This window comes from Pseudomonas capsici (assembly GCF_017165765.1).
GTDB classification, from domain to species: domain Bacteria; phylum Pseudomonadota; class Gammaproteobacteria; order Pseudomonadales; family Pseudomonadaceae; genus Aquipseudomonas; species Aquipseudomonas capsici.
In genome coordinates this window covers 1-21,243 of the sequence record NZ_JAFGZD010000013.1, presented here as the reverse complement: position 1 = coordinate 21,243, position 21,243 = coordinate 1, and the positions used below count along the sequence as shown (strand labels likewise).

Sequence of the window (21,243 nt, the reverse complement as noted above, 5' to 3'; positions counted from 1 at the left end):
CGATGCGTGCGTGGTTTTTAAGTGCTGGCCTGGGGTTATTGCTGCTGTCACAAGGGGCAGTGGCGGGCACGGTATTGATCGTTGGAGATAGTATCAGCGCGGCTTTCGGCATGGATACCCGTGTCGGCTGGGTCAGCCTGCTCGAGCAGCGCATGCGCAGCGAGGGATACACCGATAAAGTCGTCAATGCGTCCATCAGCGGCGACACCAGCGCCGGGGGCCTGGCGCGGCTGCCCACGCTGCTTGCAGAGCATAAGCCCGAGCTGGTTATTCTAGAGCTGGGCGGCAATGACGGGCTGCGCGGGCAACAGCCAGCTCAATTGCAACAAAATCTTGCATCGATGATAGATCGCTCTCGCGAAGCGGGTGCCAAGGTGCTTTTATTGGGTATGCGGATTCCACCCAACTATGGCCCGCGCTACACCAAGGCATTCGAGGACGTTTACAGCACCCTTGCCGAAGAGAAGAAAGTCCCCCTGATGCCCTTTTTTCTAGAGGGCGTGGCGGGAGTTCCGGGCCTGATGCAGGCCGATGGTCTGCACCCGGCCGCGAGCGCTCAGGGCAAGTTGCTGGAAAATGTCTGGCCAAGCCTGAAACCGCTGCTTTGAGGCTTTTCTGGGCGGTGGCTTTCGGCTAATGTGGCGCCCCCTATCTGGAGCCCCCCATGCCGCGTCCCGCCTGGTCCCTATATGCCTATCAAATGATCGAGCCCGATGAACAGCTCGATCTGTTCGCGTGCCAGGAAGTCAGGGTGCATCTGATCGCGCGGCAACTGGAACTGGGTGGCTCCATCGATCGTACCTTGTGCGGCACCTTGCTCCCGGCGCAGCCGCGCTGGTCCGGGGTCGAGCAGCAGGCCTTGACCGATGAGCGGCTGTGTCCGCTGTGCAAGGCCATTCTCGACGCTCAGCGGCGTGGTATGCACCCGATCTGGCCTGAACTCTAGCTGTCTCTGTTCAGAGCCTGTCTCCCGGTTCTGTAAGCGCCGGTGTACACTTCATCACTTTCCTAATTTGCCGTTTAGCCGAAGGATCTTCCCGGATGTTGTCGCGCATTCCAGCCGTTACCCGCTGTCTGTCGCTTGCCGCTCTTTTTGCGGCCGGCTCTGTCAATGCACTGGAGTTTCCATTGCCTGCGCCTGGCGAGGACATCATCGGGCAGGTTCAGGTCATCAAGGCCCGCTACGAAGATACCTTTGCCGATATCGGGACCAAGTACGATCTGGGCTATCTGGAGATGATTGCCGCCAACCCGGGTGTCGACCCATGGTTGCCGGGGGCGGGCACCGATATCGTGTTGCCGACCCGCTTCATTCTGCCGCCGGGTCCGCGTGAAGGTATCGTCATCAACCTGGCCGAATACCGGATGTACTACTACCCCAAGGGCCAGAATGTGGTGCACACCTATCCGCTGGGTGTGGGGCGCGAAGGCTGGGGGTCGCCGATTGGCGTGACCAAGGTGATTGCCAAGACCCCGAACCCTACCTGGACTCCGCCCGCGTCGATCCGTGCCGAGCACGCGGCTGATGGCGACATCCTGCCCAGCGTCGTTCCGGCCGGTCCCGATAACCCGCTGGGGCCGTTCAAGTTCGGACTGGGCATGTCGGGCTACCTGATCCATGGCTCGAACAAGAAGTTCGGCATCGGCATGCGCACCAGCCATGGCTGCTTCCGCATGTACAACAACAACGTGCTGGAGCTGGCCGACATGGCGCCGGTGGGCACGACGGTGCGCATCATCAGCGAGCCCTACAAGTTCGGCATCAGTGGCGGCAAGGTGTATCTGGAAGCTCATACCCCGCTGGACGATCAGGGCAATCCGTCGGTGGTCGACAAGCATACTGGCGTCATCAATGCCTTGCTCAAGCGCGAGGATCTGGCCAACAACCTGCGCATGAACTGGGATCTGGTGCGTGATGTGGTGGCTGCCGAGGATGGCATCCCGGTGGAAATCGCGGTTCCGGGCACTGCGCCTGCTGCTGCCGAAGCCCCCGTGATCTTTCAGTAAGCTGTCCTGAGTCATGGTCAGCCTGAGCGGGCTGACCAGTGCCTGCACACTGGATCGCAGGCAACAAAAAAGGCCGGCCCGTGTGAACGGGTCGGCCTTTTCAACAATCCCGGGGGATTATTACTTGCGGCTAGCTTTGTCCAGCATGCGCAGAGCGCGCTCGTTGGCTTCGTCAGCAGTTTGCTGAGCTTTCTGAGCAGCAGCCAGAGCTTCGTCAGCCTTGCGATAGGCTTCGTCGGCACGTGCTTGCGAACGAGCTGCTGCGTCTTCGGTAGCAGTCAGACGAGCTTCGGTTTCTTTGGAGACGCTGCTGCAACCGGTGGCCAGAACTGCGGCCAGAGCCAGAGCAGAGAATTTCAGAACGTTGTTCATCGTGTTCCCCTTCAAGGACTTTTCTTTAAGTTAGTCATCTCTCGAGAGTGAGAAAATGACCGGCGTACATAGTACCCATTGTTTGTAGTAAGTAAACTGACGAAGCGCAAGAAGGGATAAAATTCTTGGCTTTGAAAGTGTTCCGCACTACTTCTCATGCAAACTGTATAAAAACTATCCACTTTGCCGTGTCATCTTGTGACAGTGCGTCTGACGACCGCCCGGCCCGAGAAGACACGTACCGCCATGGCCCGAAATCCGGGCGCTGCGGCTTCATATCGGCCATTTCATGTCCAATGTAGCGCCTTGCTCCTGAGCGGGAAGGTTATCTAAAAGGACTGCGGTGACTTTCAATGTCCATGGACGTCTCAATCGACAGCATCCGGCAAGGCTGGTTCAACCAGGCCTGTAAATAGTGGCTCGAACATGCTTTTTATGATCGATATGCTTGAGCATCTTCTATAAGGACGCCTACTATCTAAAGGTGCTGTTTGTTGAAGATCGCGATGCTCTTCTCTGTGTCCAGACAGGCACGCGGGTGGCGTAGATATTCCTTCGCCGGAAAAACATCGGTATGGTAGGGGTCCAATTCCAAGACCCGCGAGGAGTAATGATGAGCGAGGCGCTGTCCATCCACCATGACAAGACCGGTCATCAATTTGAAGTCAATATTGAAGGCCATCGTGCCTACCTGACCTATATGGATCTGGGAAAGCAGACCCTGGATTTCTACCGGACCTTCGTCCCGGACGAGCTTCGTGGCAGGGGGATTGCGGCAGCCCTGACCGAGCAGGCGCTCAATTATGCCGATAGCATGGGATATACCGTGATTCCATCCTGCTCCTATGTGGAGCGCTATATGGAGCGTCATCATCGCCAGGCTGCCAAGCTCTGAGAGCGTATGACGCATCATGAAAAACGCCGGGCATATGCCCGGCGTTTTTCATTGCGGTACGACCATCAACCACGGTTGCGTTTGGGCAACACGTCCTTGAGTTTGGCATGCATGCTGCGCAAGGTCTTTTCGGTGCTTTCCCAGTCGATACAGGCATCGGTGATCGATACGCCGTATTGCAGTTCCGACAGGTCTTTGGGAATTGCCTGACAACCCCAGTTCAGGTGGCTTTCCACCATCAGGCCGATGATGGACTCGTTGCCTTCCAGGATCTGGTTGGCGACGTTCTCCATGACCAGTGGCTGCAGGGCCGGGTCCTTGTTGGAGTTGGCGTGGCTGCAGTCGACCATGATATTGGGGCGAATCTTCGCCTTGTTCAAAGCCTGTTCGCACAGGGCGACGCTCACCGAGTCATAGTTCGGCTTGCCGTTGCCACCGCGCAGTACCACGTGGCCGTAGGCATTGCCCTTGGTGGTCACGATGGACACGCCACCTTCCTGGTTGATACCCAGGAAGCGGTGCGGGCTGGAAACCGATTGCAGGGCGTTGATGGCAACGGTCAGGCCGCCATCGGTGCCGTTCTTGAAACCCACGGCCGACGACAGGCCCGAAGCCATTTCGCGGTGGGTCTGGGATTCGGTGGTGCGTGCGCCGATGGCCGACCAACTGATCAGATCCTGCAAGTATTGCGGAGAGATCGGGTCCAGCGCTTCGGTAGCGGTCGGCAGGCCCATTTCTGCCAGGTCCAGCAGCAACTGACGACCGATATGCAGGCCATCCTGGATCTTGAAGGAGTCATCCAGGTACGGATCGTTGATCAGGCCTTTCCAGCCGACCGTGGTGCGTGGCTTCTCGAAATACACACGCATGACCAGATACAGGGTATCCGACAGTTCGGCTGCCAGGGTCTTGAGGCGTTCGGCGTATTCCTTGGCTGCCTTCAGGTCGTGGATCGAGCATGGCCCGATCACGATGAACAGGCGATGATCCTTGCCGTCGAGAATGTTGCGGATCACTTCGCGGCCCTTGCTTACGGTTTGCAAGGCCGTGCCGGTAAGAGGGATATCGCGCTTGAGTTGATCCGGCGTGATCAGAGTCTCGTTGGACGCAACGTTGAGGTCGTCAATCGGTAAATCAGCCATCGTGTTACTCATCAGGTCACGGGTGCTGGCCGCCAGCAGTGTTGCTTGAGGCGGGGTCCAGCATGGTTGAGCGTATCGGGGAGCGGAACCTTAGCGCGTTACCCCGTCGCTCGACAATGGGTAAAGCTGGCTTTGAGCCGCCCGGACTGTAATAAATGCAGTACTTGAAGCAAGGATAGCCGCCCGGTTTCCCGGCGGGTTTGCAACCTGACTGCATGCATCGGACAATCGCAAATGCCATGAGGCAGACGATCTTGAGAGGGAAGATGATGACTCGTGATACTCGCAAGCCCAGGATTGGAATTATCGGCACCGGTGCCATTGGCGGTTTTTATGGCCTGATGCTGGCGCGTGCCGGTTTTGACGTGCATTTCCTGTTGCGCAGCGAATTCAATGCCGTGGTCAGCAATGGCCTGCAGGTGAACAGTGCCGTGCATGGCAACCTGAGGCTCAACCCGGTCCAGGCCTACTGTTCCGTTGCCGATATGCCGCCTTGCGACGTTTTGCTGGTGGGGACCAAAAGCACCGGCAATGCCGGGCTGGCACCTGTCATTGCTCGGGCTGCCGCTCCCGGGGCAAAAGTCCTGCTATTGCAGAATGGCCTGGGCGTCGAAGATCAGTTGCGGCTTCTGTTGCCGGATAATCTGCATCTTCTTGGCGGTTTGTGTTTTATTTGCGTGCACCGTGTCGAGCCCGGCGTTGTGGCCCATCAGGCCTTCGGTGCCGTGAGTATCGGTTATCACAGCGGCCCGGCAGAGGATCAGGAAAGTCGCCAGGCTGCCGTCGAACACTGTTCGGCCCTGTTCCAGGTGGCGGGCATCGAATCCCATGCCATGCCCGACCTGCAGCAGGCGCGCTGGCAGAAACTGGTGTGGAATGTGCCCTATAACGGGTTGTCTGCGCTGTTACAGACCAGCACCACGCCGCTGATGGTCGACCCTTGCAGTCGTGAGCTGATCAAGGGGTTGATGGACGAAGTGGTGCAGGGGGCAGAGGCGTGTGGCTATATCCTGCCTGAAGGGTATGCTCATCAACTGTTCGAGCTGACCGGCAAGATGCCGGATTACAAGCCCAGCATGCACCACGACTTCGTCGAAGGGCGTCCGCTGGAGCTGGAGGCCATCTATGCCCGGCCACTGGCCGCAGCCCTGGCTGCGGGTTATGACATGGCGCGGGTCCGGGTGCTTTATCAGGCCCTGGCGTTTGTCGAACGGCGCAAGAGCGGCTAAGCGAGGAGAGGATCATGGCAGAGCGTGATGAGCAAAAACTGGTGCTGGCGATTTCGTCGCGGGCACTGTTCGATCTGCGCGAAAGCCATGCGGTGTATATGGCGGATGGGGTTGAAGCCTATCGTCAGTATCAGATCGACCATGAAGACGAGGTTCTGGAGCCGGGCGACGCCTATCTGCTGGTGGAAAAGCTGCTGAGCCTCAATGCCAGCCTCAGCAAGTCGCGAGTCGAAGTCATCCTGGTTTCGCGCAACAGCGCCGACACCGGTCTGCGGGTTTTCAACTCCATCCAGCATTACGGGCTGGACATCACCCGTGCTGCATTTGTCGGCGGGCGCAGTCCTTATCCTTATCTGGCGGCGTTTGGCTGCCATCTGTTTCTTTCCACCCACGCCGAAGACGTGCGCAGCGCACTGGATGCCGGATTTGCGGCAGCGACCATCCTCTCGGGTGGCGCACGACGGGCGGCCAGTGCCGAGTTGCGGATTGCCTTCGACGGTGATGCGGTGCTGTTTTCCGACGAGTCCGAGCGCATCTACCAGACTGGCGGGCTGGCTGCCTTTCAGGCCAGTGAGCGCGAGTCGGCCCGGGAGCCTCTGCGCGGCGGACCTTTCAAGCCGTTTCTGGCAGCCCTCAACCTGTTGCAGCGGGAGTTTCCCGAGGAAAGCTGTCCGATCCGCACCGCTCTGGTCACCGCTCGTTCCGCTCCGGCCCACGAGCGGGTGATTCGCACCTTGCGCGAATGGGATATTCGTCTTGATGAATCGCTGTTTCTGGGCGGTTTGCAGAAGTCGGCCTTTCTTGAGGCATTTGCAGCGGATGTGTTCTTCGATGATCAGCCCGGGCATTGCGAAAAGGCTCGTGAGGTCGTGGCTACCGGCCATGTCCCCCACGGTATTACCAATGAAATCAAGCTCTGAAAGCGCAATGGCGCAATAAGCGGCCTTCGTAATCCCTGGTGCGCTGCTAAGCTGAATCAATCTCCGCCATTCCGGTTGTTTGGGAGGTCATATGATTCGTTCGATCCTGTATGCCACAGATCTCGGTCTGTATGCGCCCTATGTAGTGCAGCATGCTCTGGCGATGGCTCGAACTTTCAATGCCGGTCTTTATGTCATCCATGTTGTCGAACCCATGGGGCTGTTCGCCGAGTCGGTGCTGCAGAGTTACCTGGGAGAAGATGAGTTGAAGGACCTTCACGGCCAGGGCGTGAGTAAATTCATGGATGGAATAGAGCAACGGATGCTCGACGGGTTTCGTGAAGAACTGGGTGAGGGTCATAAAGACCTGTCTTTCATCCGCGCAGTGAGGGTTGTCCAGGGTGAACCTTGCAATGTGATCCTTGAACAGACACGCGAACTGGCAGTGGATTTGGTGGTGTTAGGTAGTCATAGCCATATGGCGAAAGAAGGCGCGCCGATAGGTCGTACGGCCGCCAGGGTTTTACAGCTTTCCGATGTACCGGTTTACATGGTGCCCATGATGCAGAACAGAGGACGGGGGCAGGGGTGAGGGTGTAAATGAAGGTTTAAGTGAAATCGAGCGTGCGATTACCTCTCAAAGGTGATAAAAAGTTCTAGCGTTCTTCATCAGACCATTAATCCAGTTATATACCGTCGCTGATACCCCTAGGGTTTATCTGCTTTGAGGGATACATATGAAGCTTCAACAATTGCGCTACATTTGGGAAGTGGCGCACCACGACCTCAACGTTTCCGCGACGGCACAGAGCCTTTACACCTCGCAGCCCGGCATCAGCAAGCAGATCCGCTTGCTTGAAGACGAGCTGGGGGTCGAAGTTTTTGCCCGCAGCGGCAAGCACCTGACGCGAGTGACACCAGCAGGTGAGCGCATTATCACCACCGCCGGTGAGATCCTGCGCAAGGTCGAAAGTATCAAGCAAATCGCCCAGGAGTTCTCCAACGAGAAAAAGGGCACCTTGTCGATTGCAACCACCCATACCCAGGCGCGCTATGCCTTGCCGCCTGTCATCAGTAATTTCATCAGGCAATACCCGGATGTTGCATTGCACATGCATCAGGGGTCACCGGTGCAGATCGGGGAAATGGCGGCCGACGGGACCGTTGACTTCGCCATCGCCACCGAAGCACTCGAGCAGTTCGGTGATCTGGTCATGATGCCGTGCTATCGCTGGAACCGCTGTGTGGTGGTGCCGCAGGGCCATCCCCTGACCAAGGCACCCAAGCTGACTCTGGAACTGCTGGCCGAATACCCGATCGTGACTTATGTATTCGGGTTCACCGGACGCTCCAAGCTTGATGAAGCGTTCAGCCATCGGGGTCTGGTGCCGAAGGTTGTCTTCACGGCTGCGGATGCGGACGTGATCAAGACCTACGTGCGTCTGAATCTGGGGGTCGGCATCGTTGCCAGGATGGCAGTGGATGAAGAACTGGACAGCGACCTGGTCATCCTCGATGCCAGCGATCTGTTCGAGTCCAGCATCACCAAGATTGCTTTCCGTCGTGGGACGTTCCTGCGTGGCTTCATGTGCGACTTTATCGAGAAGTTCGCTCCGCATCTGACTCGCGAAGTGATGGCCAAGGCGATTCAGTGCCATAACAAGCAGGAGCTTGAAGAGCTGTTCGAAGGTGTTGAACTGCCCGTGCATTGACGGGTTCACACTTTCGCGAATGAATTCGCTCCTGTTGTGGGAGCGGATTCATCCGCGAAAAATGGTCATCAACCCTTGGTGATCAGATTCCCGGCATGCAGCCCGCATTCTTTCTGCGTTGCTTCCTCCCACCACCAGCGACCTTCGCGTTCGTGCTGGTTCGGTAATACCGGGCGGGTGCAGGGTTCGCAGCCAATGCTGATGAAGCCGCGTTCGTGCAGGCTGTTGTAAGGCAGTTCAAGCATACGGATATAGCCCCAGATTTCTTCGCTGCTCATCTGTGCCAGAGGATTGAACTTGTACAGCGTGCGCTCGGGTGTCGAGAAGGCGCTGTCCACTTCCAGGACGGCTACCGCACTACGCGTGCCAGGGCTTTGATCGCGACGCTGGCCGGTGGCCCAGGCCTTGACGCCTGACAGCTTGCGGCGCAGGGGCTCGATCTTGCGCACGCCGCAGCACTCGCCGTGACCGTCCTTGTAGAAGCTGAACAGACCCTTTTCCTTGACGAAGGGCTCAAGCTTCTGCTGATCGGGAGAGATCAGTTCAATGGCGATGCCATAATGCTCGCGGACCTGTTCGATGAAGCGATATGTTTCGGGATGCAGGCGGCCGGTATCCAGGCTGAACACCTTGACGTTCTTGTTCAGCTTCCAGGCCATGTCCACCAGTACCACATCTTCGGCACCGCTGAAGGAAATCCACAGCTCGTCACCGAAATGCGCGAAGGCCAGTTTCAGAATGTCCTGGGCAGACTTGTTGGCATACGTCGCGGCCAGTTCAGCGACGTCGAAGGGTTGGCTCATCAGGCGGCTTCCTAGGTACAAGAGTGGCGCTTAAGCGCTCGTGATGGCGGCAATGGTAACAAAAACCATCGCTGCGTGGCCTGTCCGACATCTGCGCGGCTTGCGCCGAAACGGTCACAGACCCTAGAGTGCCGCTTCGCCTGATCTCGAAATCCTGCTGAGGAGTGTTCTGTGGAAATTGCCTGTCTCGACCTCGAAGGTGTGCTGGTCCCGGAAATCTGGATTGCCTTTGCCGAGAAAACCGGTATCGAATCGCTGCGTGCGACCACCCGGGATATCCCCGACTATGACGTCTTGATGAAGCAGCGCCTGCGTATTCTCGATGAACATGGCCTGAAACTGGCGGATATTCAGGAAGTGATCGGCACGCTCAAGCCACTGGACGGGGCGGTCGAATTCGTCGACTGGCTGCGCGAGCGTTTCCAGGTGGTGATTCTGTCGGACACCTTCTACGAGTTCTCCCAGCCGTTGATGCGCCAACTGGGCTTCCCGACGTTGCTGTGCCATCGGTTGATCACCGATGAGACGGATCGCGTCGTCGGCTATCAATTGCGCCAGAAAGATCCCAAGCGTCAGTCGGTACTGGCTTTCAAGAGCCTGTACTACCGGGTCATCGCCGCTGGCGATTCCTATAATGACACCACCATGCTGGGGGAGGCCGATGCGGGCATCCTGTTCCATGCCCCGGATAACGTCATCCGCGAATTCCCGCAGTTTCCGGCGGTGCATAGCTTCGAGGACCTGAAAAAGGAATTCATCAAGGCCTCGAACCGGGATTTGTCGTTATAGACATTCGTGAATAATGCCGATCAGTCAAGGTACAAACAGAACCTGCAGGAGGCAGCTTGCTGGCGAAAAGGCCTTGCAACAGAGCCAATTCATTCGCGAACAAAGCTTTCCAGTGTCCTGAGCAACACTCGCACCTTGGTAAACGACTCCTGATACTCCGACTCGCAGTCGGAGTCAGCGACGATTCCGCCACCGCCCCAGCATGAAATTCTGCCGTCTTTCACCAACAGACTGCGGATGGCGATAGAGCTGTCCATTTCACCGCGCACGTCCATATACATCAGCGAGCCGCAGTACAGGCCACGGCGCGTGGGCTCCAGTTCGTCGATGATCTGCATGGCGCGGATTTTCGGTGCGCCGGTGATCGAGCCGCCGGGGAAACTGCCAGCGATCAGGTCCAGTGCATCCTTGTCTGCCGCCAGCTCGCCGGTCACGCTGCTGACCAGATGATGCACATTCGGATAGCTTTCCAGGCTGAACAGCTCCGGGACTCTTACCGAGCCGATGGTGCAACTGCGGCCCAGATCGTTGCGCAACAAATCGACGATCATCAGGTTTTCGGCGCGGTCCTTGATGCTGGCAAGCAGCTCCTGCGCATAAGCCTCGTCTTCCATGGCATCGCGACCCCGTGGACGTGTGCCTTTGATCGGGCGGGTTTCCACCTCGCGATGGCTGACTTTGACGAAGCGTTCCGGTGACAGGCTCAGAATCGCATCGCCGTCGGGCAAGGACTGGAAACCGGAAAATGGCGTTGGACAAGCCTCGCGCAGAGCGCAGTAGGCCGCCCATGAATCGCCTTCGCAGCGGGTCTGGAAACGCTGGGCAAAATTGACCTGATAGCAGTCGCCTGCCTGGATGTAATCCCGGATGCGGTCGAGCGCCGTGCGGTAGTCCAGTGCGCTCAGGTCGGCCTGGAACGGGCCGTTCAGGCGAAATTCGCCTGCAGTCGCTTCGTCCGGGCGCTGGAACAGCTCCAGTAAACGCTGCCGTTCCGCTTCCGGTAGGGAAGGGTGGCAAACCAGTTGTGTGGTGCCTGCCTGATGATCGCTGACCACCGCCCAGGCATACAGGCCCAGGCGAGCATCTGGCAGTTGCAGATCATCGATGGCGCGCTCTGGCAGAGGCTCAAGGCGGCGACCGAAGTCATAAGCGAGATAGCCGATCAGCCCGCCGGCGAAAGGCAGCTCGCTTTCGGCGGGTAACTGCGCAAGGCCCAGGCGTTCGAGGCTGTCGCGCAACCGCTGCAGGAACGCCGTGCCGCATTCATCCGCTTCGATCACCAGATGCTCCAGCGGCCATGCGCTGAGCAGGTCAAACCTGCCGCGATCCGCCGCAGGACGACCACTGTCCAGCAGTACGGCGCCCGGTGCGTGTCGAACCCGTTTGAAGTATTCGGCGGGGTCAGATGAATAGAGCAGGGGATAGAGGGTGCAGGTCGGCATTTGCAACGTTCGGTCGGCGGTGTCGGGTGGGCGATTGTAAGGCTCAGGTGCCAGTATCTCCTAGGTTTTGTACGAAAAGTGCCTGCGCTCGGCCATGCTGCGTTAAAAAGCGGCTCATCTTCGCTCGAAAGCATTTCGTACAAAGCCTGGCCCCCATGTTCTTGAGTGCTCTGCAATGCATGTTCTGAATAACGATGCTGGATGGAGAGGCGCTTATGACTGTAAAGGCAACTTTACAATGAATGAAAGTGTCCGGTTATTACGGATCTGAAGGTGTTCCAAGGAAATAATTACTTTTTGAAGAATATTTCGAAAAGAAAATAAGGCTGTGGTTTTTTATTGTGAATTGATTGGTCTTTCATCGTTTGTTGCTGTTGTGTTCGTGGGAATGTGGCTACCTTCATATGGGAAAGGTCCTACATGATTATAGGTTTTGTATTGTTATTCTTCGGCGCCGTTGATGACGTACGCAGTGTCGTTGTCGCTTTTATAATACGAAGGAATAAGTCATGCCTTGTCATAAGAAGTTGCAGGAGGCGCCGTTAAGTCGTGCCCTGCGTATGCTGTGGGCTACCCCATTGCTTTTAATTAGCCATCATGCTTCAGCGATACCAGAGTCTGTCGTCGGTGTAGAAAAGAATATAGATGAAATGTATGTCGACACTGACTGGGTTGTCAGGTCGGGAGGCACTCTTAATGCCAATAATGCAAAAACCGGTTATATAGATGTCATTGATGGAACTTTGAATTTCACCGGTACGCAGGTCAATGGCGCCAATCTTTCGGGCATCGCGGTCACCCTGGTAGAAGGCAAGGCAAACTTCATCGGCAGCAGTATCGGCGGTGCGGATATCGGTCTGCGAATGGCCCGTGCCGATCTCACGATGACAGGCAGTACCCTGACTGGAAAAGACATAGGCCTTGAAACGCTCGCAGGCAGCAATGTGACGCTTTCAGGGAGCCAGGTCAGTGGTACGGGCACCAATGGTATCGGTGTCCACATGTTCAACGGTAATTTGAAAGCCGACGGTTCGGTTATTTCCGGCACTGTGAACGGTATCAGCGTTACCCAGAGCGGAAGTAATGCAGGGCCTGGCAACCCTCTGATCGAACTCGACAACAGTCAGGTCATCGGACAGACCGGTGCCGCAATCGTTGTTTCTCCTCCCTTCGGTGATACCGACCTGACGACCATCATTGTAAAAAATGGCTCAAGCCTGGTAGGGGGGAACGGAAACATACTCGAAGTCGATGGCTCGACGGCCAACATGGAAGTTACAGGCAGCGCTCTTCAGGGGAATGTTCAGGTCGGTAACAGTGGCAAACTGGATTTGAGCCTGGATCGGAGTACCCTCACCGGAGACGTGATCGCTGAAGCAGGCAGTACTGCAAATGTTGCACTCTCCAATAATTCCGTCCTGACGGGCCGTCTTGAAAACCTCGACAGCCTGACGATCAAGAGTGCGGCGAAGTGGGTGATGGTTGAAGACTCCACAGTCAGCAGTCTGGCAATGGATGGCGGTCTCATCAGGATGGGAGAGCCGGATGCCTTCTACAGATTGTCGGTAGGCGACCTGTCAGGTAATGGCACCTTTATCATGGATGCCGATTTCTCCCAGGGAAAAGTCGACTTTCTCGAGGTGACCGGTACTGCGACCGGCAGTCATTCCTTGTTGGTGGGGGCGACCGGTGCCGATCCTGTTGCCGACTCTTCCCTGCATGTGGTGCACACCGCCAGTGGTGATGCGCAGTTCTCGTTACTCAACGGGCCGGTAGACATGGGGACCTACACCTATGAACTCAGCCAGCAGGGCGGCAACGACTGGTATCTGGTCAATACAGGCAAGGTCAGCTCCGGTACCAGTGCGGTACTGGCATTGTTCAATACCGCTCCCACTGTCTGGCAGGGCGAGTTGTCTACCTTGCGCAGCCGCATGGGTGAGTTGCGCTTCAAGGGGGGAGAACCAGGTGGCTGGGTCCGTGCCTATGGCAACAAGTTCGACGCCAAGGCGGCAGCTGGCGTGGGTTACCAACAGACGCAAAAAGGTCTTTCATTTGGTGCCGATGCTCCATTGCCGTGGGGAGACGGACAGTGGCTTGTCGGTCTGCTGGGCGGGTACAGCAAATCGGACCTGAGCCTTGATCGCGGCACCACCGGTCAGGTCAGCAGCTATTATGTGGGCGCTTATACAACCTGGCTCGATCAGGAAAGCGGCTACTACTTTGACGGTGTTCTCAAGTTCAACCGTTTTCGCAATGAAGCCGATGTCAGCATGAGCGATGGCTCCAGGTCGAAAGGTCGTTACGACAACAGTGGGGTGGGGGCCTCTGCCGAGTTCGGCAGGCATATCAAGCTCAAGGATGGCTATTTCGTCGAGCCTTATGCGCAACTGGCAGGCGTGATGGTTCAAGGCAAGGGGTATGAACTGGACAATCGCATGCAGGCTGACGCCGATGATACCCGCTCGTTGCTCGGCAAGCTGGGCGCCACTGCAGGCCGTGATTTTGATCTGGGCGAGGGCAGGATTGCACAACCTTATATTCGTGCCGCCTACGCGCATGAGTTTTCCCGGGACAATGCTGTAAAGATCAATGGCAACAGGTTCAATAATGATCTTTCCGGAGCGAGGGGGGAGTTGGGAGCCGGTATTGCCGTTTCGATGTCGGAACGTCTGCAACTGCATGCCGATTTCGATTACAGCAATGGCAAACAGCTTGAGCAGCCGTGGGGTGCCAATATAGGCGTGCGTTATAACTGGTAGTTATTGTTTGAAAGAGGAGGGAGGCGAGAGCCTCCCTTTTTGCATTTGAATAATCGCCGGAGTTTTTATTGATGCAGCAGGCACTGGCAGTTCTGACAGTATCCAGTGATTCGGGGGAGGCGTTTAATGGTGTACGAGGTGGGCACGTTCAAATAGAGGCTCGATAGTTTGAATGCAGGGTCCCGCTCGTTTCATCGATGTAGGTCATTTATTAATCTCAAGGAGAATGAGATGTCGAATTCCGATAGAATCAAGGAGGGGCTGCAGAAGCGCCGTGAGTACATGCGCTCACGGGCCTGGAAGAGGGGAGGCCAAATCTCTCAGTCTGACAAGGTCAAGCCTGCGCTGGTCAAGGATATTATGCCAGGCTTGCCGCAAGGGTTGCTTCCTGTCTCGGTGTTGGCAGCGGATCTGGATGTGAAAATTCCTTATTGGCATATTGATATTAGGGCTTATGTCGATGTCACGTTAAGCCTCATTGATAGTAATGATCAAATCGTTTATGAGCATAAGCAACGATTTCTCGGTCCGCTGCTCGAGTCTGACTTTCCGCTGGAGAAAGACATTCCTCAGGTAAGTATTCCTCATGAGGGTGTATTCAGGATCGAGTACAACGTCTTTACCAGCGACGGAACTGTCAATGACTCGGAACCTATAACTATCACGATTGACAGGACGGCACCCTATTATAATACCGACCCTTTGCTTGCATTTCCTGCCGCACTGGAGGTGCCGGCAGATGTTATCACTGACGATACGTTTGCCGGTGGTGTGACCGAGTTCGTCTGTACGCTGCCCGATTACCCGGACAAGGCTGCTGAGGACACGATTGTGGTGTATTGGGGGCCTACGATGCCCGATAACCCTAATGCTCCCAGCCCTGCCTTTGGCCCGGCGCCGGTTCCGGCAGACCTGAAAATTCCGATCCCGAAATCCTTCATTGAAGCCAAGGCCAATGGTCTTACCTATGCGGTGTACTGGCTCGTGGACAAGGCCGGAAATGTGAGTTCCATTTCCCGACCTGTTCAAGTGGATGTGCAACTGGGAGCTCTGCCCGGCAACTTCAAGGATCCCTTGGTTCCATTGGGGCCATTGGTGGATCTGGCCGATGCTCATCTGGGGGTCAAGGTACTTGTTCCCGCATTCGATCATCCGGCAGGTACGTTTATTCACGTGAAGTGGGGGGCAACCCCTATGATCCCTGTCGCTCCCGGATCAGTGCCTCGCGATGTCGAAGTCGATGTGCCCTGGGGAGCCCTGAAGGGGGAATATCTGGGGCCGGGCGAGAAGCCTGTAACGGCCAGTTATCAAGTCGGTCGGGGAACGTTGTTATTCCCGGATATACCCTTGAGCGTGGATGTCCAGGTCGACTTTTCAACCATTGGCCCCGGAAATCCCGATGAGCCCGACCCCGTCAACCCGCGACTTGAGCAAGTGCATCTGACCGGTGCCGATGGCGGGCAGGATCACCTCACACCAAGTGACGATGGCAATGACATTCCTGCTACCGTTGCGCTGTATGATCCCGCACTGCCGACCGAGGTGTTGAACCTGTATTGGGCAAATCCGGATACACCGGTAGCCAGTTTCACGGTGGTCAATGAAAAGCCGGGAGACATTATCACTTTCACTATCCCTTGGGCAGCCATCGAAGCCGAGGGCAATAATCCGGCATTGCCGATGTTCTACAGCATCAACAGCGATGACGGTAACAACCCCCAGTTCTCCAGGGATACCTACGTCAATGTAGATGTCCTGAGGGTCAGTTACGAGCCTGTCAGTTTCCCCGATGTGTTTACGGATGATTTGGGTAATACGGCACTTTCATGCATCTCCCTGTACTCGGAAGACTATGACGATCCGAATGCCAAGTTTGGTTTCAGGGTGAATGTTCCCGGCGATACAGACCTCAAGGCCGGAGATGAGGTGATAGCGGTATGGCAGGGTTATGAGTTCGACGAGACCACAGAGATTCCTGCGACCCGGTTCACTCATACTCATCCGCCCTTGACACAGGAAGAGGCAGCCAATGGTTTCATATTCCTGGTGGAACCCTACGCCGACCATATCCTGCCGATCGGAACGGGATATGCAGACGTTACTTATACCGTGACACCTGCGGGTGGAGGGACGCCTGTCCCGGCCAATCCAATGCCGGCCAAGCAGTATGTGTCGGTTGTCATCCCCGGTGAAAACCTGACGTGCGTAGTTCCGCCGCCAAAACCAACACCATGAAGTCTGAGACCGGCCTTGTGTACTTGTGTGCAAGGGGCCTGGTCGATCAGATACCTGGCAGGTCACAGGGAGAACGCGATATGGATGCGACGGACTTTTTGGCGAATTTGGGGCCACCGACAGTGCCAGAGGCCTTGCCGGATATCCCGGGCGGAGAAATCGGTCTTCTGCCCGTGACGGCATTGCAGAGAGACCTGAAAGTGATGTTTCCCTTGTGGGGAGGAAGCGACCTGACACCGGGTCTCAACGAGAGAGTCATATTGAACTGGGATGGTCGGGATACTGCCGAAAAGATATTCACGACGCCCATTACCGATCCGGACATTCTGTTTGCAGAGATTCCGCTGGCTGAACTGACCGAAGGTACGCACCTGTTGTTTTACAGGGTCACGCTTTCGACAGGCAACACTAACGAGTCCGACCCCATCACCCTTACCGTCGACAGGACTCCTGCCACACTTGCCGGTAGTAAGGATCCTCTGATCTTTCCTCCCGATCTGATCGGTAACAGGGTCACGGCCCGTTATCTGGAGGACCACAACAATACACTTCCGGCCACTGTTCCGGGTTATTCCCCTCAGCGGCCCGGCGATACGATCAGTTGGTATTGGGAGCAGAATCCGATTGGTTCTCTGCTGGCCGGTGAAAAGACGCTGAGTCAGGTTGATATGAGCCTGGATATCGCAATCGATGGCGATGTGATTGTTGCCGGTGGCGATGGGCAGCGGTATGCGACCTATGAAGTTCAGGACCGGGCCGGAAATCTCAGTGTATTGTCACGTGCGGCGACGCTGACAGTGGATGCCCAGCCGATTCCGTTGCTGGCACCTTCGGTCAAGAAGTCGTTGCCCGCCGGTGGTGGCAAGGGAACGCTGGATCCGCTGTTGGTCACGGGTGGGGCGGTGGTAGTGATTCCGTCCGAAATCGATCTGCAGCCTGGCGACCTGATCAGGGTCTACTGGAGCGGGATCGTTCCCGAGGCCAGCCATGAAACCACTACGCCTATCCAGGCCGGTGGCCTTGAGTATGAGATACCGGCCAGTGCAATACCCGGCAATATAGGGGCGGGTCGGGAGGTCGAGGTGTATTACACCGTGACGCAGCAGAGTGGCAAGGTCATGACTTCCGAGGCTTATCTGCTGAGCATTCTGCCGATTCCCGATGCACGGTTTCCCAAGTTGCAGTGTTCGCAGGCCAGCGGAACCCCGGAAACCCTTAGTCTCTCCTCGGTGCCCAATGGTGCTGACCTTTTCATCATTCCATGGGTGTTCATCAAGGCCGGGCAAAAGATGCACATGTGGGCCGAAGGCGTGGACAAGAATACGGGGGGCGATCTGTACTTCGACCTGTTCACGGATCGAGAGGTTACACCAACGGAAGTGAATACGCAGGTCGATGCCGTGCTGGTTCGTTCGTTCCTGGAACGATTGAAACTCAATATCGTGTTCTGGGTATATATCGGGGTGAGTTTCGATGGCGGGTTGTCGTATCTGAAGTTCAGGCGGCTGGAGTTGACGTTGGTGTCTTGAGTTTGCAAAGTCGCCCCGACCTTCAGGTCGGGGCATTTCAGATTGTTTAATGATGTGATGCCGAGGGTCTGGTTTACTTGGATGTTTTTATTTTTGCTGCTGCCTCTTTTACAGAAGGTTTTATATGCGCTACTACACCCTCTGCGGGTATCAAGGTTTTGGCGTTATTTGTTGTCTTTCCTCCCGCCTTCTCAATCATTTCGAGGAATTCAAAGTTATCCTGTTTGGCATTAAGCCTCGATACATCGGGTGTCGATTGGGGAACAATTTTTATTTTGGTCGGTGAAGTCAAGGGCATTGCTGCTTCGTTCGTTGATGTCCTGAGTGGTACTGATGGCGATGGAGGTGGCGAAGGTTGTGGAGGTATAAAGTTGACCTTGGAAGGTTTGGGGGGAGGTGTGGGAGGTATTCGGGAGGATACTGTGGTTGTAGCAGGGATGTTATCGGGGCTGATGTCTTCTACATGCCTGTAAAGTCTTTTATCGAAGGTATGATCAGTGATTATTTGAGGGGCCGCTCTGGCAGGTTGCGCAGAATTGACAGAAGGATTGAGGGGAATCGCCTCTGACAAGTCATCAAGTCCGCTGCCCGCTGCCTTGGGAAACCACCTTGAAGTCCCCGCCGCAACTGATGCAAGCCCGAACACCAGCGATACCACACCCAGTACCGCGCTCGTTATACCCAACACTTTCTTGGCCTGTCGGTCGGGTGTAAAGGTCCCGACTCCCCCCGTTACCACTGCTGCCACCCCGGCCGTCTGGGCAATTGCGTTCAGGCCGAACTGCAGGGTCAGGGCGGGTGCTGCCAGACCGCCGGTTGCCACGGTCCCGATGATCCCCAGCACCATACCCGCAATATTGAGCCCCATGAACAGAGAGTGAGAGATATGGCCGGTAGGGTCGGTCAGGCCGATCGGGTCGCCGAGGCAATAGACATACGGGTTGAGTCCGCCTGCCCCGAACGGGCTGAGGCTGTCTGGGCTGTGGAAGCGCATCAGGGTCGGATTGTAAGCGCGGTAGCCTCGCCCCAGCAGGTACCAGCCGCTGGCTTCATCGCGGACTTCGCCATTGAAGCCCAACAGACTGTTCAGGCCATCCTCACTGCTGCGCTCCCCGTAGGCGTTGTATACCGCCGTGCGCAGCTCGGCCTGGTGGCTTTCGCCGATCAGGCTTTGTTTGGCGTCGGTCATGAACAGCAGGGTTTGCTTGTCATCGTCCGGGGACTGCTGGCCCAGTGGTTGGTTGCCACCGTACAGGTAGCTGGTCGTTTCGCTGCCCTGAATACGGGTGCTCAATCGTTCGTCCTGATAGAAGCGTAGCGTTTCAGCTTCGCCACCGTGCCGGACACCCACCAGATGATTGTGTGAATCATAACGGTAGTGCGCCGTTTCGCTGCCATCTGTTGCGGTGACGCCAAGCAGGCGGCTCTGGGTGTCGTACATCAGTTGCTGAGCGTTTTCGTCATGCAACAGGTTGCCATTGTCGTCGTAGTCCAGGGTGATGCTGGCAGGATAGTCCGGGTGGGTGTGGGTGATGCTCACCAACTGTGTCGGGTCATCCGGCGCAAAGCCGAACAGGGCCTGGTCGGTACTGCCATCGCTGAAGGTGCTGTTCACGCACGTGATGTTGTCCAGCGCATCGAAATCGAAGCGTTGTTCGCTCATGCCATGACCGTAACGGTCATGCGGCAGTGTCTCGCCGCGGCAGGCATGCAGAGTCAGGCGACCGCGTTCGTCGTAATCGAATGTTTCATCGAGCAGGGAGCGGGTGGGTGTTTTCAAGTGGCGTGCAATCAGTCTGCCGTCCTTGCGCCATGCCTGGGTCAGGGTGCGGGTATCGTGCCCGGTCAGCTCAAGGGTTCGTTCGGTTTCCTGCCCCTGATCGTTGTATTGCAAGCGGGTTTCCAGCCTGTTGCCACTGCTGGCATCGGTCGTGAGGGTGCTTTGCAACTGACCCAGTCCGGACCAGATGAAACTGGCTTTCAGAACCCCCTGGCTGATGGATTCGAGACGACCTTGTGCGTCGTACTCATAGGCGGATGTCAGCCCGCCGGGCTCCTGGCGGCTCAATGCCCGTCCGCCGAAGGAACTCACATGATGCGTTTCCCGGCTCACGCCGTCTTCCACGCGCCGCTCCAGGGTCAGTTGCCCGTTACGGTTGTACTCGAATTCAGTACGACTGTGAGCGTTCTGGGAGGTCGTCAGGACGGAGGTCTTGAAGTCATAGGTGAAATCGGCTTGTTCATCCGCAGTGATGGTGCGCACCGGTTGATCGCTCAAGCCTGGTGTGTATTGAAATTGGATGGCTTGATTGCCGGGGGTGATGCATTCATCGACCTGTGTCTGTGCTCCCTTGTAGTTGAGACGGGTGATACGGGGACCGACCTTGATCTGTATGGCGCGATCCAGGCCATCGAAGCGTTGCTCACCCAACAGGATCGCTTGCGATGCCTGGGCAGCCTTGACGCGCAGGCTTGTCGGCAAGGTCTCATGGCTGTGGGGAGCATATTCCCTTTCCACCACCGTCAGGTCGGGAAGGGTGGTGTCGATGAGCCGTGACCAGGCATCGTAGCGCAGGCTGGTGCTGTGGCCGAACGCATCGAGTTCCTGAATACAGCGCCCCAGTCCGTCATAGACATAATCGGTCTGGCTCAAGACATTACCACTGGCATCCAGTGCCCTGTTCCACTCGGGTTTGCCGAACCGGTTGGCTCGGGTTTCGCTCAGGCTGGCGATCAATGGTGGTGTATCGTTGCTCTGCACCCAGCGACGCACGATCTGCCGTACCGGATCGCTTTCAGTCACCAGCGAGACGCCGTCGGGACCGGTAGCCAGGCATTGTTCTCCCCAGTCATCGTATTGATAGGTCCGGGTCAGGGCCAGCTCGCGCAATCGAAGTCCGCTGTCTATCGACAGCCAATCGGTTTCAGTGTCCTGAACCAAAAGCCCGCGACGATCATAAGCAGCGCGATAGATCTGGAAGTAGTCAGTGGGGTTGTTTTCGTCGGCTCCCTGACGTAATACCTCTATAACCCGGTTGGCCCCGTCGAGCAGAGTGCGGGTCTTTCCTCCTTTTGCATTGGTCTCTTCTTGCTCGGCCTGTTGTCCGTCCACCGCGCTGAGTACATAACGGTACTGGCGTGAGGCCTCGTAGGGTGTGTCGGGCGCAGCGATTTCCTCGATCACCCGCCCCAGCGCGTCGTAGCGATAGGCTATTTCCAGGTCGTTGTCTTCACGGTTGAGCAGCGGCTGGCCGTTGAGCAGCGAGTGTTGCAGGGTGTGGGTCTTGCGTACGTTGTCGAAGTCGGTGCTCAGGCTGATGGTGGTGTGTTGCACGGTTTCCCCGGCACGGGCGTTACGGGTTCTCTGGTAGGTGTAGTCGAGAACGGTGGTGCAACCATTGAGGGT

17 protein-coding genes are annotated in these 21,243 nt (G+C 56.6%); 12 read left to right on the top strand and 5 right to left on the bottom strand.

The window, feature by feature from the left end:
• Positions 1–2 precede the first annotated feature (2 nt).
• From JSY17_RS16900 to JSY17_RS16890, 3 genes are all read left to right on the top strand, one after another.
• Positions 3–608, top strand: a complete 606-nt coding sequence (locus tag JSY17_RS16900; RefSeq protein WP_117164302.1) for an arylesterase — start codon at positions 3–5, stop codon at positions 606–608.
• A 56-nt stretch (positions 609–664) separates the two neighbouring features.
• The gene (locus tag JSY17_RS16895; protein ID WP_117164303.1) at positions 665–946 is read left to right on the top strand and encodes a hypothetical protein; all 282 of its coding nucleotides are present in this window, start codon (positions 665–667) and stop codon (positions 944–946) included.
• A gap of 95 nt (positions 947–1,041) precedes the next feature.
• Positions 1,042–2,007: a L,D-transpeptidase family protein gene (locus tag JSY17_RS16890; protein ID WP_117164304.1), complete on the top strand. Its 966-nt coding sequence runs from the start codon at positions 1,042–1,044 to the stop codon at positions 2,005–2,007.
• A 120-nt stretch (positions 2,008–2,127) separates the two neighbouring features.
• On the opposite strand, the gene oprI is transcribed toward JSY17_RS16890, so the two are convergent.
• Positions 2,128–2,379 (bottom strand): outer membrane lipoprotei OprI, encoded by a 252-nt coding sequence (oprI, locus tag JSY17_RS16885; protein ID WP_002553018.1) that lies wholly within the window; start codon positions 2,377–2,379, stop codon positions 2,128–2,130.
• A gap of 613 nt (positions 2,380–2,992) precedes the next feature.
• Between oprI and JSY17_RS16880 the strand changes: the two genes are divergently transcribed.
• Entirely contained in the window at positions 2,993–3,274 is a 282-nt protein-coding gene (locus tag JSY17_RS16880) for a GNAT family N-acetyltransferase (RefSeq protein WP_200997667.1), read from the top strand.
• 65 nt (positions 3,275–3,339) lie between these two features.
• On the opposite strand, the gene JSY17_RS16875 is transcribed toward JSY17_RS16880, so the two are convergent.
• On the bottom strand, positions 3,340–4,416 hold the full coding sequence (locus JSY17_RS16875) for a 3-deoxy-7-phosphoheptulonate synthase (RefSeq protein ID WP_117164306.1): 1,077 nt from the start codon (positions 4,414–4,416) through the stop codon (positions 3,340–3,342).
• A 269-nt stretch (positions 4,417–4,685) separates the two neighbouring features.
• On the opposite strand from JSY17_RS16875, the gene JSY17_RS16870 reads away from it, so the two are divergent.
• From JSY17_RS16870 to cysB, 4 genes are all read left to right on the top strand, one after another.
• Positions 4,686–5,645 (top strand): putative 2-dehydropantoate 2-reductase, encoded by a 960-nt coding sequence (locus JSY17_RS16870; RefSeq protein WP_200997707.1) that lies wholly within the window; start codon positions 4,686–4,688, stop codon positions 5,643–5,645.
• 14 nt (positions 5,646–5,659) lie between these two features.
• Positions 5,660–6,565: a 5'-nucleotidase gene (locus JSY17_RS16865; protein ID WP_117164307.1), complete on the top strand. Its 906-nt coding sequence runs from the start codon at positions 5,660–5,662 to the stop codon at positions 6,563–6,565.
• Between the two features lie 91 nt (positions 6,566–6,656).
• Complete coding sequence (locus tag JSY17_RS16860) at positions 6,657–7,157, top strand: universal stress protein (protein WP_117186806.1); 501 nt, start codon at positions 6,657–6,659, stop codon at positions 7,155–7,157.
• Positions 7,158–7,302: 145 nt separating this feature from the next.
• Positions 7,303–8,277, top strand: a complete 975-nt coding sequence (gene cysB, locus JSY17_RS16855; protein WP_117164309.1) for an HTH-type transcriptional regulator CysB — start codon at positions 7,303–7,305, stop codon at positions 8,275–8,277.
• 68 nt (positions 8,278–8,345) lie between these two features.
• Here the strand turns inward: cysB and JSY17_RS16850 are convergent, their stop codons facing one another.
• Complete coding sequence (locus tag JSY17_RS16850) at positions 8,346–9,080, bottom strand: phosphoadenylyl-sulfate reductase (protein ID WP_117184389.1); 735 nt, start codon at positions 9,078–9,080, stop codon at positions 8,346–8,348.
• A gap of 171 nt (positions 9,081–9,251) precedes the next feature.
• Here JSY17_RS16850 and thrH point away from each other — a divergent pair, with 171 nt between their 5' ends.
• Positions 9,252–9,869 carry a bifunctional phosphoserine phosphatase/homoserine phosphotransferase ThrH gene (thrH, locus tag JSY17_RS16845; RefSeq protein ID WP_122371144.1) on the top strand — a complete coding sequence of 206 codons (618 nt, stop codon included), beginning with the start codon at positions 9,252–9,254 and terminating at the stop codon, positions 9,867–9,869.
• Positions 9,870–9,958: 89 nt separating this feature from the next.
• Here thrH and pabB read toward each other — a convergent pair whose 3' ends face one another.
• A complete protein-coding gene (pabB, locus tag JSY17_RS16840; protein WP_117184391.1) occupies positions 9,959–11,311 on the bottom strand; it encodes an aminodeoxychorismate synthase component I in 1,353 nt (450 codons plus the stop codon).
• A 509-nt stretch (positions 11,312–11,820) separates the two neighbouring features.
• On the opposite strand from pabB, the gene JSY17_RS16835 reads away from it, so the two are divergent.
• From JSY17_RS16835 to JSY17_RS16825, 3 genes are all read left to right on the top strand, one after another.
• Positions 11,821–14,073, top strand: a complete 2,253-nt coding sequence (locus JSY17_RS16835; protein WP_206402493.1) for an autotransporter outer membrane beta-barrel domain-containing protein — start codon at positions 11,821–11,823, stop codon at positions 14,071–14,073.
• Positions 14,074–14,304: 231 nt separating this feature from the next.
• Positions 14,305–16,308, top strand: coding sequence for a hypothetical protein (locus tag JSY17_RS16830; RefSeq protein ID WP_206402492.1), 2,004 nt, complete (start codon positions 14,305–14,307; stop codon positions 16,306–16,308).
• Between the two features lie 80 nt (positions 16,309–16,388).
• The gene (locus JSY17_RS16825; RefSeq protein ID WP_201012145.1) at positions 16,389–17,837 is read left to right on the top strand and encodes an Ig-like domain-containing protein; all 1,449 of its coding nucleotides are present in this window, start codon (positions 16,389–16,391) and stop codon (positions 17,835–17,837) included.
• A gap of 73 nt (positions 17,838–17,910) precedes the next feature.
• Here JSY17_RS16825 and JSY17_RS16820 read toward each other — a convergent pair.
• On the bottom strand, positions 17,911–21,243 hold a 3,333-nt coding region (locus tag JSY17_RS16820; protein ID WP_277424930.1), incomplete at its 5' end, for an RHS repeat-associated core domain-containing protein.

Excerpts from the sequence above, each read along its gene's own strand:
- JSY17_RS16900 (WP_117164302.1), top strand. The coding sequence starts at position 3 with ATGCGTGCGTGGTTTTTAAGTGCTGGCCTGGGGTTATTGCTGCTGTCA.
- JSY17_RS16895 (WP_117164303.1), top strand. The coding sequence starts at position 665 with ATGCCGCGTCCCGCCTGGTCCCTATATGCCTATCAAATGATCGAGCCC.
- JSY17_RS16890 (WP_117164304.1), top strand. The coding sequence starts at position 1,042 with ATGTTGTCGCGCATTCCAGCCGTTACCCGCTGTCTGTCGCTTGCCGCT.
- oprI (WP_002553018.1), bottom strand. The coding sequence starts at position 2,379 with ATGAACAACGTTCTGAAATTCTCTGCTCTGGCTCTGGCCGCAGTTCTG.
- JSY17_RS16880 (WP_200997667.1), top strand. The coding sequence starts at position 2,993 with ATGAGCGAGGCGCTGTCCATCCACCATGACAAGACCGGTCATCAATTT.
- JSY17_RS16875 (WP_117164306.1), bottom strand. The coding sequence starts at position 4,416 with ATGGCTGATTTACCGATTGACGACCTCAACGTTGCGTCCAACGAGACT.
- JSY17_RS16870 (WP_200997707.1), top strand. The coding sequence starts at position 4,686 with ATGACTCGTGATACTCGCAAGCCCAGGATTGGAATTATCGGCACCGGT.
- JSY17_RS16865 (WP_117164307.1), top strand. The coding sequence starts at position 5,660 with ATGGCAGAGCGTGATGAGCAAAAACTGGTGCTGGCGATTTCGTCGCGG.
- JSY17_RS16860 (WP_117186806.1), top strand. The coding sequence starts at position 6,657 with ATGATTCGTTCGATCCTGTATGCCACAGATCTCGGTCTGTATGCGCCC.
- cysB (WP_117164309.1), top strand. The coding sequence starts at position 7,303 with ATGAAGCTTCAACAATTGCGCTACATTTGGGAAGTGGCGCACCACGAC.
- JSY17_RS16850 (WP_117184389.1), bottom strand. The coding sequence starts at position 9,080 with ATGAGCCAACCCTTCGACGTCGCTGAACTGGCCGCGACGTATGCCAAC.
- pabB (WP_117184391.1), bottom strand. The coding sequence starts at position 11,311 with ATGCCGACCTGCACCCTCTATCCCCTGCTCTATTCATCTGACCCCGCC.
- JSY17_RS16835 (WP_206402493.1), top strand. The coding sequence starts at position 11,821 with ATGCCTTGTCATAAGAAGTTGCAGGAGGCGCCGTTAAGTCGTGCCCTG.
- JSY17_RS16830 (WP_206402492.1), top strand. The coding sequence starts at position 14,305 with ATGTCGAATTCCGATAGAATCAAGGAGGGGCTGCAGAAGCGCCGTGAG.
- JSY17_RS16825 (WP_201012145.1), top strand. The coding sequence starts at position 16,389 with ATGGATGCGACGGACTTTTTGGCGAATTTGGGGCCACCGACAGTGCCA.